Annotated in this window: 16 protein-coding genes and 1 tRNA gene; 6 read left to right on the top strand and 11 right to left on the bottom strand. The window is 69.2% G+C overall.

Features of this window, described 5'->3' with window-relative positions; all coding sequences use genetic code 11:
• Positions 1–270 (bottom strand): transposase (locus tag M3B01_RS13325; protein WP_259792813.1); only part of this gene is annotated, 270 nt, incomplete at its 3' end.
• 172 nt (positions 271–442) lie between these two features.
• Between M3B01_RS13325 and M3B01_RS13320 the strand changes: the two genes are divergently transcribed.
• The gene (locus M3B01_RS13320) at positions 443–1069 is read left to right on the top strand and encodes a LysE family translocator (RefSeq protein WP_259792810.1); all 627 of its coding nucleotides are present in this window, start codon (positions 443–445) and stop codon (positions 1067–1069) included.
• Between the two features lie 390 nt (positions 1070–1459).
• Here the strand turns inward: M3B01_RS13320 and M3B01_RS13315 are convergent, their stop codons facing one another.
• Positions 1460–2557, bottom strand: coding sequence for an MFS transporter (locus M3B01_RS13315; RefSeq protein WP_259792816.1), 1098 nt, complete (start codon positions 2555–2557; stop codon positions 1460–1462).
• A gap of 209 nt (positions 2558–2766) precedes the next feature.
• On the opposite strand from M3B01_RS13315, the gene M3B01_RS13310 reads away from it, so the two are divergent.
• From M3B01_RS13310 to M3B01_RS13295, 4 genes are all read left to right on the top strand, one after another.
• Complete coding sequence (locus tag M3B01_RS13310) at positions 2767–3330, top strand: CGNR zinc finger domain-containing protein (RefSeq protein WP_193865837.1); 564 nt, start codon at positions 2767–2769, stop codon at positions 3328–3330.
• 321 nt (positions 3331–3651) lie between these two features.
• Complete coding sequence (locus M3B01_RS13305; protein ID WP_259792807.1) at positions 3652–4011, top strand: VOC family protein; 360 nt, start codon at positions 3652–3654, stop codon at positions 4009–4011.
• A 185-nt stretch (positions 4012–4196) separates the two neighbouring features.
• A protein-coding gene (locus M3B01_RS13300) for an IS3 family transposase (protein ID WP_259792805.1) occupies positions 4197–5317 on the top strand; the annotation gives its coding sequence in 2 pieces (ribosomal slippage) (positions 4197–4482 and positions 4482–5317; 1122 coding nt in all).
• An 83-nt stretch (positions 5318–5400) separates the two neighbouring features.
• Entirely contained in the window at positions 5401–5673 is a 273-nt protein-coding gene (locus tag M3B01_RS13295; RefSeq protein WP_259792803.1) for a hypothetical protein, read from the top strand.
• Between the two features lie 12 nt (positions 5674–5685).
• On the opposite strand, the gene M3B01_RS13290 is transcribed toward M3B01_RS13295, so the two are convergent.
• The 7 genes from M3B01_RS13290 to M3B01_RS13260 all read right to left on the bottom strand — a co-directional run bounded on the left by M3B01_RS13290 (position 5686) and on the right by M3B01_RS13260 (position 9893).
• Positions 5686–5761 (bottom strand) — tRNA-Ala (locus M3B01_RS13290).
• Between the two features lie 83 nt (positions 5762–5844).
• On the bottom strand, positions 5845–6501 hold the full coding sequence (locus M3B01_RS13285; RefSeq protein ID WP_259792800.1) for a histidine phosphatase family protein: 657 nt from the start codon (positions 6499–6501) through the stop codon (positions 5845–5847).
• Positions 6498–6896 carry a ribosome silencing factor gene (rsfS, locus tag M3B01_RS13280; protein ID WP_259792798.1) on the bottom strand — a complete coding sequence of 133 codons (399 nt, stop codon included), beginning with the start codon at positions 6894–6896 and terminating at the stop codon, positions 6498–6500. Before rsfS ends, M3B01_RS13285 begins: the two co-directional genes overlap by 4 nt.
• Complete coding sequence (locus M3B01_RS13275) at positions 6893–7621, bottom strand: hypothetical protein (protein WP_259792795.1); 729 nt, start codon at positions 7619–7621, stop codon at positions 6893–6895. Before M3B01_RS13275 ends, rsfS begins: the two co-directional genes overlap by 4 nt.
• Positions 7614–8222, bottom strand: a complete 609-nt coding sequence (gene nadD, locus M3B01_RS13270) for a nicotinate-nucleotide adenylyltransferase (RefSeq protein ID WP_193866829.1) — start codon at positions 8220–8222, stop codon at positions 7614–7616. Before nadD ends, M3B01_RS13275 begins: the two co-directional genes overlap by 8 nt.
• A 5-nt stretch (positions 8223–8227) precedes the next feature.
• Complete coding sequence (locus M3B01_RS13265; RefSeq protein ID WP_259792789.1) at positions 8228–8437, bottom strand: hypothetical protein; 210 nt, start codon at positions 8435–8437, stop codon at positions 8228–8230.
• Positions 8438–8519: 82 nt separating this feature from the next.
• A complete protein-coding gene (locus M3B01_RS13260; protein WP_259792786.1) occupies positions 8520–9893 on the bottom strand; it encodes a glutamate-5-semialdehyde dehydrogenase in 1374 nt (457 codons plus the stop codon).
• 104 nt (positions 9894–9997) lie between these two features.
• Between M3B01_RS13260 and M3B01_RS13255 the strand changes: the two genes are divergently transcribed.
• Positions 9998–10963, top strand: a complete 966-nt coding sequence (locus M3B01_RS13255; protein ID WP_259792783.1) for a ribokinase — start codon at positions 9998–10000, stop codon at positions 10961–10963.
• Between the two features lie 88 nt (positions 10964–11051).
• Here M3B01_RS13255 and proB read toward each other — a convergent pair whose 3' ends face one another.
• Entirely contained in the window at positions 11052–12206 is a 1155-nt protein-coding gene (gene proB, locus M3B01_RS13250; protein WP_259792781.1) for a glutamate 5-kinase, read from the bottom strand.
• Between the two features lie 13 nt (positions 12207–12219).
• Positions 12220–13758 carry a GTPase ObgE gene (obgE, locus tag M3B01_RS13245; protein WP_259792778.1) on the bottom strand — a complete coding sequence of 513 codons (1539 nt, stop codon included), beginning with the start codon at positions 13756–13758 and terminating at the stop codon, positions 12220–12222.
• Positions 13759–13852 lie beyond the last annotated feature (94 nt).

The following is a 13852-nucleotide window of genomic DNA, read 5'->3' as shown; positions in this document are numbered from 1 at the left end:
TGAGGCGGCCTTCAGGATCTCATTCGCGCGCCGTGCCTCGGCGAGTTCCCGTCGAAGACGCCGGTTCTCCTCCTCGAGCGGCTCGCCCGGGCCGGTCGGCTCGGTGGGGCCGTAGCGGTTGCACCAGATCCGCAGGGTCTCCTCCCCGACACCGAGCTGTGGTGCGACGGCACGGATCGACTGCGCTCTGGGACCTCCCTCGAGGGCTTGACGGTCGTGAACCATGCGCACGGCGCGGTCACGCAGCTCTGGACTGAACTTCTTGGGCATACTCCGATTCTCCTTGCTGAGACTCGGAACGAAACCCAGGGCGCTTCAGTTCGCTACCATGACGGGTGTCTTGTTTGGGTGTACCCAACGCGGGTGTGCCGGCTCCATGTCTCCGGGGGCGAAGATGTAGTGAGCCGCGACCGCATCCCCGCTTCGATCCCGAAGGCCGCACATGATTGACACCACCGTCCTGCCCGCGTTCATCGCCATGATCCTGGCGTTTCTGATCCCCCCAGGTCCCGACATGATGTTCATGATCGCGATCGGCCTGCAGGGCGGTCGGACCGCGGCCGTCAAGGGGATCCTCGGCATCGGGACCGGAATGGCTTTCTACGCGGCCGCAGTCACACTCGGCCTCGGCCTCGTCACCGCGCGAGCCCCCTGGCTGTTGTCGGCCCTCATGCTGCTCGGCGCGGTGTACCTACTGACCCTCGCATGGAGCAGTCTCCGGCGCGGCCGTGATCGAGGCACGCAACTCCAAGATGCGGGGGTCTCCGAGCGCTGGTACCTGCGCGGCCTCACCGTTAGCCTGACGAATCCGAAGATCATCCTCTTCTTCATGGCTGTCCTCCCCCAGTTCACCGGAACGGCCACCAGCATCCCCGCCCAACTGGCGTTTCTCGGCGCAGTCAACGTCATGACCGAGGTTCTCCTTTACGGAGGCATCGGGGTCTTCGCGGGAACCTTCCGCAACGCCCTGATGCGCAACCGCGGGGCACAGGCAGTCCTCAACTATGTCGCCGCGCTCACGTACCTAGGACTTGCGATCTTCATCGTGTTCGACGTGCTCAGCGGGTGACGTCCTCGTAGACGAGGAGTTTCCGTGGCAGTCTCGGGCGCCCGCGCGGGGTGACCCCCATATCCCCACCCGGGGGAATGGGGGCTGGGCTACGTGTACTGACCGGGGACGTTAATCGAAGAGCCACTGCATGAGATTCACCTCGACACTGGGTGATGGGATGGTGTGGGGATCAACATTCTGAGCGCCGTTGTCATCACGTACTGAACCGCACCGGCGTCTCCGACCGGATGCTGTTTCACTAGGGGCTCGAGGGCTGTTGACCCCAGCGACTGCGGATCCGGCGACGGGCTACCGGCCTTTCCAGAGCAAGTCCCGTTGGACAATGGCGGGGTCTACCGCTCACGTCCGTTGCGGGTCACCTGTGCTGAAGTGTGTCGGGCCAGTGCATCAAGAAGGGTCGGCCAGGTCTCGCATACCTCGTACGGGCGACAGGGCGACGGGAAGGGTGGAGGCTGCCATCAACGTTGCACCGACAATCGCTGCCGGCCACCAGGACCATGTGGTCACCAGTGAACCCGCAAGAAGGGCTCCGATGGCCAAAGCCCCCCAGGATAGCATCCGGTATGCGGCATTAACCCGGCCTCGGAGAGGTTCTGGGACTGTGAGCTGACGAACCGTGACGGCTTGGGAGTTCGCGACCCCAACACCGACGCCCGAGGCGAGCAAGGCGACGCCCAGGACGACCAGTGAACGCGTCGAGGTGTCCGACGCGAGAAGGACGCCCAGGAGTGGAGCCGTGTTTCCCAGGGTCATGGCTGCGATCAAGGAACGTCCGTAGCCGAACGTGGCCGTCAGCTGAGAACTCAGACTGGCCCCCAGGAAGGCGCCGATGCCGCCTGCCATGAGGATCACACCCAGCGCCAGAGGCCCACTGGGGTGCCCCTGAACCACTGCGACGGTCAGGGCGAGCATGAGGACCTCGTTGCCGAGATTCCACGCGGTGGCCTCCGCTGCGAGAGATCGCACGACACGGTGTCGAGCCAAAGCGGCCAGTCCTTCACTGGCCTGGCGCAGGGTGGAGTCAGTCGACGGTTCCGGAGTCGGTTCTGGCGTGCGAACCCGGCAGATGAGAGCCACTGCCACGAACCGCCCGATCCCGTTCAGGGCTACGGCGAAGGGCGCCGACAGCCATTGGACTAGGGCCCCGCCGACCCCGGATCCGCCGATCCCGATTGCAGACTGAGTGGCCGTGATGCGGGCATTGGCGTCAGCGAGCTGCTCCCGGGAGACGACCAGTGGCACAAATGAGAAGTCGGCCAGCATGTGAAGCACCGCCATCGAGCCCAACACGGCCGCTGCGGCGATCAGCATGGGAATGGTCAGGCTCCCCACCAGCGCGAGTCCGGCCATCGTCAAGAGGACACAGGCACTCACCGCCTCGGCTCCGATGAGCAGGGGCCTGCGTGGATGACGATCCACGAGCACCCCGATCCACAGTGTCAAGGCCAGATAGGGCAAGAACGTGGCGACACGGACCCACGACAGTTCTTCCGCCGAAGTCCAGCCACACCAGCGCGAGCACCGGGAGGGCTAGCTCTCCCACCTCGTTCCCCAAGGCCGAAGCGGTCGTGGCCCCCCAGATGCGCCTGAAGTCGCGGCTGCTCCATGCTGTAACTTTCGTCATAGCAACGAAGGTTATGAGACGAGCGCCGAGAGGGCAACCGCCAAACTGAGCTGGACGGTTATGCTGGAGCATGGTCTCGTCACAAGCCCCCTTTGCTCCGGGGCACCTTGAACTGGTCCGAAAGTTCGTCAACACCCGTGACTTGGAAAAGGGCACCGATGAGTTGCTCGAATCCAGCGATTGGGACGCGTGGTGCCAGTCGCAAGAGCTCCCCACCGGAAGCGCTCGTGACGATCGGGAGCGTCTTCAGGGATTGCGTGAGGCGCTGAGGGTGGGCATGCTGGCGAATCACGACCGTGCCGCACCGCCCACCCCCATGCTGGATGCCTTGAATGCCGCGCTCGCATGGAGTGAGGCCTGCCCTGTCGCCACCTCGAAGGGCCTCGACCTCCAGCCAGCTGGGGATGGTGCCAGCTATGTGGCGGGACTCCTCGTCCGGACGGTGGCCCAGGCGCTCACCGATGGCTCATGGTCTCGGATGAAGGCTTGCGGCGACGACACCTGCCAATGGGCCTTCTATGACCACTCACGCTCCAGAAGCGGCCATTGGTGCTCCATGGACATCTGCGGGAATCGAAACAAGCAGATGCGTTGGCGGAAACGTCAAGCCCGTGAGCCTCGCAGCGATGGCTGACATGCCCCCAAGCGAATCCGAATAGTCCGGCAAGCACTCACGATCGACAGGGCGATGAAACGGCAGAACGCTTCAGCCCGAACCAGCGCAGCGACGGCGATGTCGATCATGCAGCCTTCTTGGCCCGGGCGCTGGCGTCGGTTCGCCACAGGGGAAGCTCAATCAGCTGCGTCCTGGGGGAAGCCTTCGGTGCCCGTCCAGCCGCGATTATCGGCGCTCTCCTGATGTGCCTGTCCGTCACGCCCATGCTCACCCGATCCATCCGAACCCCCACACTCCCCTCGACCTGACCACAGCACCGCAACGAACAAGGAGAACGTCATGTCACTGCGCCTGTCGCATACCACCTGGGATGCCCTCGACCCGTACGCCATCGCGGAGTTCTGGCGTCAACTGCTGGAGTGGAGCATCACGGAGGCCGACACCTACAAGCCCGGATCAGACGAGTGCTACCTGACCAGCCCGCACGGGTACACAGTCCTCTTCTACCGCGTGCCCGACGCCAAGACCGTCAAGAACCGCGCACACATGGACCTCGCCCCCGAGGACTCCACGCGAGACGAACAGGTCGCACGCGCACTGGACCTCGGAGCAACCCTCGTCGACGACCGGCGCGGGGACCTCGGCTGGGCCGTCATGGCCGACCCCGAGGGAAACGAGTTCTGCATCCTCAGCGCATGACCCCACTGGCCGCACCACTGAGGACAAGGCGCCGGAAGCTCCACGCTGCTTCGGTGGCCTGAATTCGCTGTACGGATGGAGGACACCTTGACCTGGCCTATGGCTCGGTTTCCAGTTTGACCTGACCTATGGCTCGGTTTCCAGTTGACGTCGCTAGTCGATGGTCTTCATGGAAGGCTCTTCGCATGCCCCGCCCGTACCCTCCCGAGTTCCGTGCCCGTGCCATCGCTCTGGTCCGCGAGGGCCGCCAGGTCAAGCAGACCGCACTGGACCTGGGCATCCACGAGGTCACCCTCCACAACTGGTTGCGACAGGACGATATCGACCACGGCCGCCGGCCGGGACGAAGCAGTCAGGAATCTGCCGAGCTCCGCGCGGCGCGCGGCCGTGTTCGGCAGCTCGAGCAGGAGATCGCGATCCTTCGCCGGGCCGCGACGTGGCTCGACGAGGAGGGAGGAGTCGCCCCAAATGGGCGCACCCGGTGATCGACCGACTCGTCGATGCCGGGGCACCCACCAGCACCTGCTGCCGCCTACTGGGCGTCTCCCGTCAGGGCTACTACCGGTACCGAAAGCGCCCGACCAGTTCCACTGAGCTGCGCCGCCGCTGGCTGACCGGCCTGATCCGGGAGATCCACGTCGCTTCCCGCGGCACCTACGGCTACCGCCGCATCCACGCCGAGCTCACCTTCGGAATGAACATTCCGTGTTCCAGCCGGCTCATCTCCGTCCTCATGACTCGCGCCGGAATCGGTGGCCTTCCAGGCCCAGCCAGAATCAAGCGACTCAAGGGGGTCGCAACAGCGGACGACCTGGTCAACCGCAAGTTCCACCGTCTCGAACTGAACGAGCTGTGGGTCACGGGCATCACCGAGCATCCCACCCGGGAGGGCAAGATCTACTGCGCCGCCGTGCTGGATGCTTGCAGCCGCAAGATCATCGGCTGGGCTATCGAATCCAAACAGGACTCCACCCTGGTCGTGAACGCTCTGGACATGGCAATCCGTGCACGTCAGCCAGGGCCCGGAGGGATCGTTCATGCGGATCATGGAGTCCAGTTCACCTCCTGGGTCTTCACTCAGAAGATCCGTTCAGCGGGACTGCTGCCGTCGTTCGGGACCGTCGGCGATGGCCTCGACAATGCGATGATGGGGTCGTTCTGGTCGACGATGCAGATCGAGCTGCTGAACCGGAAGAAGTGGAAGACGCGCATCGAGCTCGCGAACGCGATCTTCGAGTACATCGAGGTGTTCTACAACCGTCGTCGACGGCACTCCTCCCTCGAGTACGCGACACCCCACGACTAGGACCTCGCCCGCACCCCGCGGGCACTCACCACCACCGGAAGCTAGCGACCAAGAGTGGAAACCAAACCGTAGGGCAGGTCAAGATGTCACTTATCCGTGCGGCAGTCCCCCTGGACGACTGCCTCGCCCTCGCCAGCGACATGCACGCCATCTGCATGAGCAACGAGGACTCGCTACGCCGGATCGCCGACCAAGCCTTCTTCGACAAGCTCATTGTCACCGACGGCGACACCATCCACAGCGAGACCGGCGCACGTTCAACGTGTTCCTCACCCCGGGCGTCCAGGCCCTCACCCTCCGCCACCGAAGACGCAAGGCAGAGTCTGGAACTCAAACCGGTGATGTCGTTGGTTTGAACAACGACCTTCTGGTGGAGCTAAGGGGATTCGAACCCCTGACCTCTTCCATGCCATGGAAGCGCGCTACCAACTGCGCCATAGCCCCGTGTGGGAGTCACCTGCCTCGTCGAGCCCCTGCGGGCCGTCCCGTCGGCGTGGCGACTCAGCGAGCTTACATCCTCGGCGGCCTCAGATGAAATCGGGGGCGATGTTGTGTGACACCAGCCTCATGCGCTCCCCGGTGGGGTCGGAGTAGAGCGGCTCGAGCACGGATCGGTGGCAGTTCTGCAGGCCGCCGATGCCGCGGAAGGTGTCGGTGTCCAGGCCCAGCAGCTCGGTGATGCCCAGGGTGGTGGCGGCGCCGTGGCCCACCACCAGCACGGTCATGCCGGTGTTCTCGGCCATCAGCTGGTGGCAGCGGTCGGCCACGCGGCGGGCCACGTCCGGTCGGTCCTCGATGCCCAGGCCGGGCACGGAGCGGTGCTCGCGCCACAGGGCGTGCTCCTGGGGCCAGCGGCTGCGGATCTCCTCGCCGCGCAGTCCTTCCCACGGCCCGAAGCCGCGTTCCAGGAAGGCCTCGTCGACGACCACGTCGATGCCGCAGGCCTTCCCCACCTCGAGGGCCGTGTCGTGGGCGCGCGCGAGCGGGGAGGAGACGATGACGTCCGGCTCCTGCTCGACCATGGCGGCGGCCAGGGCCCGGGCCTGCTTGCGGCCGACGGCGTTCAGGGGGATGTCGACCTGGCCCTGGAGGCGGGCCTCACGGTTGTAGTCCGTCTGCCCGTGGCGGGCCAGGATCAGCCGTGTGCGCACGTGGCCGTTCATGCCGGCGGTGATCGAGCTCACTGGGAATCCGAGGTGCTCTCGACCGTGGCCGCCTGGTCCAGCTGCAGGTCGATCACGGGGGCGTCGCGCCACAGCCGCTCCAGCGCGTAGAAGGCGCGGTCCTCGGCGTGCTGCACGTGCACCACGATGTCCCCGTAGTCCAGCAGCACCCAGCGGGCATCGCGCTCGCCCTCGCGGCGCAGGGGCTTGCGGCGGCGCTCCTTCAGCAGTGCCTCCTCCACGCCGTCGACGATGGCGGACACCTGACGTTCGGAGTCGCCGGAGCACACCAGGAACACGTCGGTGATGACGACCTGCTCGGAGACGTCCAGGCCGATCACTTCGTTGGCGAGCTTGTCGGCGGCGGCCCGGCCGGCCACGCGGGCGAGGTCGAGGGATTCGTCGGGGGCACTCACGCGGACGTGACCTCCAGGGGTGTCGGGTACGGGGTGGATGCGGGATCGAGCACGTGCGGATCAGGCAGAGCTGCAAGGGCGCCGAGTGCGCCGGTGTCGCCGGGGCCCAGCACCCCGGTGGCCAGCAGGATGATGAGGGCCAGCACGGCCAGGCCTATCAGCACCCACACCACCCACAGCAGGGATCGCCCGCCGGAGTCGTCGGCGCGCTGCAGCACCTTGCCCTCGAAGCGGGGTGCGGGGCGCGGATCGGGAGCTTCGCTCACCGACATTTCCCCCAGCTCCACGCCGTCGCTGTCGCGGTCCACGGGCACGGTCGAAGCGGCCGTCGCTGTGCCTGCTGCCGGGTCCGCCTGCTGCGGGGCCGAGGCGGCCGACGGGACCGCGGGATCGTCGTGCCCAGCATCCCGGACGGCGTCGTCATCACGTCGCGCCTCCGGGGCGGGATGCGTGCTCGGGTCCGTGTTCGGCCCATCGGCGGGTGCCGCGACGACCTCGGCATCGACGGGATCGGCGAGCTCGATGATGCGAGCGCGCCGACCGAACTTGCGCAGGCGCGGGAGGGGCGCATCGGCACCGGGCGGGGCCACCGCGCCGCGGGCGGCGGGAGCCGCGGAGCCGTCGCCGATGGCGGAGGTGGCGCGCGCCTGCTGGGCGGCTTCCTCCTCCGGCGTCAGTCGGCGGGCCCGACGACCGTGCCGGGTGGGGGCGTCGGACTCAGTCAACGCCGTCACCTCCTGTGTACAGGGCGTACTTGTTGATGTACTGCACCACGCCGTCCGGCACCAGGTACCACACGGGCTGGCCGGCGAAGACGCGGGCGCGGCAGTCGGTGGAGCTGATCGCCATGGCGGGCACCTCGATCAGGGTCACGCCGTCGGCCGGGAGACCGGCAGTATCCAGCTCGTGGCCGGGCCGGGTGACGCCCACGAAGTGCGCCAGCTCGAAGATCTCCTGGGTGTCCTTCCAGGTGAGGATGGACTGTAGGGCGTCGGCACCGGTGATGAAGAAGAGGTCTGCGTCCGGGTGCAGGTCCCGCAGGTCTCGCAGGGTGTCGATGGTGTAGGTGGCGCCGGGCCGGTCCACGTCCACGCGGGACACGGTGAACACGGGGTTGGCGGCAGTGGCCACCACCGTCATCAGGTAGCGGTGCTCGGGATTCGAGATCTCCCGATCGGACTTCTGCCAGGGCCTGCCGGTGGGGACGAAGATCACCTCGTCCAGGCCGAACACGCTCTGGACCTCGCTGGCGGCCACGAGGTGGCCATGATGGATCGGATCGAAGGTCCCGCCCATCACGCCGAGACGGCGCCGACGCTGCTCCATCGAGGTCAGTGGTCGCTCGCGCCGGTGTCGTGGTGACCGGTGGTGCGGGTCTCAGCGGGATTCCCCTTACGCGGGGAACGGTTGCCGCCGCCGGCGAGGTACGTGATGGCCAGCAGGCCCAGCAGGATGACGAGCATGCCGAGACCCACCAGGTAGGCGGGGATGCCCTCGGCGCCGGCTCCGGACTCGGCGAGGATCATGAGCTGGTCGGTCATTGTTCAGGTGGCCTTTCGACGGGGTGACCGGCCCATCATCCCACAGCCCGCCCCGCGCACCGGGCGCGGACCCGCCGTGCGATCAGGCACGAACGTGCCCCTGACCCACCACCAGCCACTTGCCGCACGTCAGCTCCGGAAGGCCCATCGGACCGCGGGCGTGGAGCTTCTGGGTGGAGATGCCGATCTCGGCGCCGAAGCCGAACTCGCCGCCATCGGAGAAGCGGGTGGAGGCATTGGCCATCACCACGGCGGAGTCCACCTCCGACAGGAAGCGCTGCTGGCTGACCAGGTCACGGGTGAGGATCGACTCGGTGTGGCCGGTGGAGTGGGCGCGGATGTGCGCCAGCGCCGCGTCCAGGTCCTCCACCACGCGGATCGCGAGGTCCAGGGACAGGTACTCGGTGTCCCAGTCCTCCTCGGTGGCATCGACCACGTCGATGTCGGCGCCCGCGGTCCCTCCCCCGCCGACAGCCAGTGCGGCACGGGCCTGCTCGTCCACGTGCAGGGTCACGCCGGCCTCGGCCAGGGGCGCCGCCACCAGGGGAAGGGCGCGCTCGGCGATGTCGCTGTGCACCAGCAGGGTCTCCAGGGCGTTGCACACCCCGATCCGCTGAGTCTTGGCGTTGGTGATGATGTCCACGGCCTGCGCCAGGTCGGCGCTGGCGTCGAGGAACACGTGGGTGTTGCCGGTGCCGGTCTCGATCACGGGCACCACGGAGTGGGTCACCACGTGCTGGATCAGCCCCGCTCCCCCGCGCGGGATCAGCACGTCCACCAGGCCGCGGGCCCGCAGCAGGGCATCGACGCCCTCGCGGCCGTGCTGGTCGGTCCCCACGATCAGGTCCTCGGGCAGCTCGTGCTGGGCGAGCACCGAGCGCAGCACCGAGATCAGGGCCGTGTTGGAGTGCAGGGCCGCGGAACCGCCGCGCAGCACCACGGCGTTGCCGGACTTCAGGGCCAGCCCGGCGGCGTCGACGGTGACGTTGGGGCGGGCCTCGTACACCATGCCGATCACGCCCAGCGGCACCCGGACCTGCCGCAGTTCGAGGCCGTTGCGCAGGACCGAGCCCTGCATCACCTCCCCCACGGGGTCCGGGAGGGCGGCGGCATCGCGCAGCTGCTGCGCGATCGCCTCCACGCGCTGCGGGGTCAGGGCGAGCCGGTCGCGCAGGCCCGCCGCCATCCCGCTCGCATCGGCCGCCTCGAGGTCACGGGCGTTGGCATCGACGATCTGCCCGCTGTGCTCCACCAGGGCGTCGGCCATGGCCAGCAGCACGGCGTCCTTGCGGTCGCGGTGCAGGCGGGCCAGGGCCGGCTGGGCGTCCTTCGCCGCACGGGCGGCCTCGCGCACGGCCCGCTCGACGGGGCTCAGGGCGTCCTCACTCTCGGTGCCGGGGGGCCCGGGGATCCCGTGAGTGCTGGAGGCGCTGCTCGTCGTGGGGCTCGCGTTCATGGAGCAAGGGTAGGCCGCGCCGGGGAGCACCGGCAGGGGTGTCCAGGGGCGGCGACGGGAGGACTGCGGGACACGTGGCGGGTCAAGTCCGGCACAATGCGAGCATGAGAAGCGCACAAACGATCCCCGTGGTCGTGGTCGGGTCGATCAACGCCGACCTGACGGTGCGGGTGGATCGCCATCCGCGCCCCGGGGAGACGCTTCCGGGCAACGGCGGCGAGATGTCCCCGGGCGGGAAGGGCGCCAACCAGGCCCTCGCAGCCGCCCTCACCGGCGCACGCGTGTCGATGGTCGGAGCGGTGGGTGAGGATCAGGCGGCCGTTGTGGCCCTGTCGCTGCTCGAGCAGTCAGGCGTGGAGCTGGGATCGGTGGCCCGCCGTCCAGGACCGACGGGACTGGCCGTGATCACCGTGGACTCCGCCGGGGAGAACTCGATCGTGGTGGTGCCCGGCGCCAACGCGAGCATGGACCGGGTCGCCGTCGAGCAGCACGCAGATCTCATCTCCTCGGCCTCGGTGGTGGTGCTGCAGGGTGAGATCCCGCGCAGCGGCATCGAGGCGGCGATCCGGATGGCCGCTGGTCGGGTGGTGCTGAACCCAGCACCGGTGCTCACCCTCGACCCGGAGCTGTTGTGCCGGGCCGACCCTCTGGTGGTCAACGAGCACGAGGCGCTGGCGGTGGCGCAGCAGCTGGCATCTGGGCCTGGGAGCATTCCCGCGGGAACGTCCCGGCCCGGAAGGGGGCATCACGCGGAGCTGATCAGTGCCCTCTCCCGGGCAGGGATCCGCTCGGTAGTGCTCACGCTCGGCGGCTCCGGCTGCCTGGTCGCCGACGCGGAAGGGATCATGGCGATCCCCGCCGCCCCGGTCGATGCCGTGGACACCACCGGCGCCGGGGATGCCTTCATCGGTGCCCTCGCGGCTCGCCTCGCCCAGGGCTCGGGCCTGCGCGAGGCCGCCCGCCACGCCTCGCGAGTGGCCGCTCACTCGGTCACCGGCCACGGTGCTCAGCCCAGCTATCCGGGCCCGGAGGATCCGCTGCCGCCGTTGCCCCCACTGCCGCGGCGCTGAGCAGCGGCGAACCACCGCGTACACAGGGGTCACAGGGGACCCTGCCACCCCCGTCTCGATCCAGACGGTCCTCACCGGCTCCTGAGACTCACAGCAGCACCATCTGGTCGCGGTGCACGGCCGGGCGGCGGAAGCGCTCCCCCAGCGACTCCCGCAGCTCGGCCGAGCCGTGGCCGCTCATCACCCGCAGCTCCTCGCTGCTGAAGCCCACCAGGCCGCGCGCGATCAGCTGCCCGTCCGGTGCGGCGATGTCCACCGGGACCCCGGCGGGGAAGGTGCCCTCGATCCGTGCCACGCCCACCGCCAGCAGGGAGCGGCGGCGGCTGCGCAGCGCCTGGGCGGCACCTTCGTCCACGTGCAGGGTGCCCGCACCGCGGGTGGCGAAGCGCAGCCACACCAGGCGTGAGCGGCGGCGCCCGTGGTGGGCGGGGAAGAACGTGCCCACGTCCTCCCCCGCGACGGCGCCGGCGAACTGCGCCGCCGAGGTCATCACGGTGGCGGTGCCGGTGGTGGAGGCGTGCTGAGCCGCGGAGAGCTTGGTGACCATCCCGCCGGTGCCCACCTTGGAGCCCACCGAGCCGATGCTCACCCCGGCCAGGCGCGCCACGTCCTCCACCACGGAGATCCGCTGGGCGCCCGGCTCCCGCGGCGGCGCGGTGTACAGGGCGTCCACGTCCGTGAGCAGCACCAGGGCGTCCGCGCCCAGCAGCTGCGCCACCAGGGCTGCCAGGCGGTCGTTGTCGCCGAAGCGGATCTCATGGGTGGCGGTGGTGTCGTTCTCGTTGACCACCGGCACGGTGGCCAGGTCCAGCAGTGCCTCCAGGGCGGTGCGCACGTTGCGGTAGGTCTGCCTGCCGATCACGTCGGACTCGGTCAGCAGCACCTGACCGGTGATGCGCTCGTGCCGGGCGAAGGCCTCGGACCAGGAGCGGGCCAGCAGGGCCTGGCCGACGCTCGCGGCGGCCTGCTGCAGGGCCACCTCCCGGGGCCGGTGCGGCAGTCCCAGCGGGGCCAGGGCCGCCGCAATCGCACCGGAGGAGACGATCACCACCTCGGTGCCGCGCTCCAGCAGCCCGGCCGCCGTGGCGGCGATCTCCTGCACCCGCGCATCGTCGAGCCGGCCGCTCCCATCGGTGAGGCTGGAGGAGCCGATCTTCACCACGATGCGACCGGCGCCTGCCAGCTGGGCGCGGTCGGTCAGACGCGCGGGCTGCCGCGGTGCGCGGGCGAGGTCGGCGCTCACCGGGTGCTGCCGATCATGATGCGGTGCCGTCCTCGTCCACGGAGGGATCGGCCCAGTGCCCGGCCCGGCGCTCCTCCTCCATCGCTGCGAGTCGTCCCATGCGGGCGTCGGTGCGGGCGCGCTGCTCGGCGCGCTTCTCCTCGCGGGTGGGCCGGTGATGGTCCTCCAGGCGCTTGTCGGTGCCACGGGCGCCCAGCAGCTCGGCGCCGCCCATCATGGTGGGCTCCCAGTCGAACACCACGGCGTCGTCCCCCGGGCCGATCAGCACGGTGGAGCCGGCCACCGCGCCGGCGGCGTACAGCTCCTGCTCCACGCCCAGGCGGGCCAGGCGGTCCGCCAGGTAGCCCACGGCCTCGTCGTTGGCGAAGTCGGTCTGGCGCACCCAGCGCTCGGGCTTGTCGCCCACCACGCGCCAGGCGGTCGCACCCTCGAACTGCTCGGTGACCACGCGGAAGCCGGCCTCGTCCACCGGCTCGGGGGTGATCACGATGGGGGCGGCCGAGGGCTCGGGCAGGGCGGCACGGGCCTTCTCCACCAGCTCACCGAGCAGGAAGCTCAGCTCGCGCAGGCCCTTGTGGGACACGGCGGAGACGTCCAGCACGGGCACCTCGCGCTCGGCGAGGCCGGCGCGGACCATGTCGGCCATGTCGGCGCCGTCGGGCACGTCGGTCTTGTTGAGCACCACCACGGTGGGCCGTTCCATCAGGGGGATCCGGCCCTCCCCGGGCTCATCGAGGCCTGCGGCGTACTGGGCCAGCTCGGACTCGATGGTCTCCAGGTCGCTGAGGGGGTCCCGATCGGATTCGAGGGCGGCGGCATCGAGCACGTGCACGATCACGTGGCAGCGCTCGATGTGGCGCAGGAAGTCCAGTCCCAGCCCCTTGCCCTGGCTGGCGCCGGGGATCAGGCCGGGCACGTCGGCGATGGTGTAGCGGTACTGGCCTGCCTCGACCACGCCCAGATTGGGCACCAGGGTGGTGAAGGGGTAGTCGGCGATCTTGGGGCGGGCTGCGCTCATCGCCGCGATCAGGGAGCTCTTGCCGGCGCTCGGGTAGCCCACCAGGGCCACGTCCGCCACCGACTTCAGCTCCAGGATCAGGGTGCGCTCCTGGCCGGGTTCGCCCAGCAGGGCGAAGCCGGGTGCCTTGCGGTGCCGGGAGGCCAGCGCAGCGTTGCCCAGCCCGCCGGAGCCCCCGCGGGCCGCCACGTAGCGGGTGCCGATGCCGGTCATGTCGGCCAGCACGGTGCCGTCCTCGGTGGCCACCACGGTGCCGTCCGGGACCGGCAGCACCAGGTCCTCGCCGCGGGCCCCGTGGCGCAGGTCGCCCTTGCCGAAGTCACCGGAGGCGGCCTTCTGGTGGGGCTTGTGGTGGTACGGCAGCAGGGTGGTGGTGGAGGCGTCCACCTCGAGGATCACGTCCCCGCCGCGGCCGCCGTTGGCACCGTCGGGCCCGGCCAGAGGCTTGAACTTCTCGCGACGGATCGAGGCGGCGCCGTGGCCCCCCGATCCGGCGACGACGTGCAGTCTCACGCGGTCGACGAACGTTGCCATGGGGCTCCTCCGATGCGGGGCGGGGTGGGTCCGTCACCGGGTGCGGTGCGGACGGTGGTGGGTACGCGTCGAGGGGCGGAGCTGTGGGCTACCC

The organism is Brachybacterium sp. p3-SID957, assembly GCF_025144775.1.
In the GTDB taxonomy this organism is placed as follows: Bacteria; Actinomycetota; Actinomycetes; order Actinomycetales; family Dermabacteraceae; genus Brachybacterium; species Brachybacterium epidermidis.
Note: the sequence above shows the minus strand (reverse complement) of the source record. Positions and strands in the feature narration are given on the sequence as shown.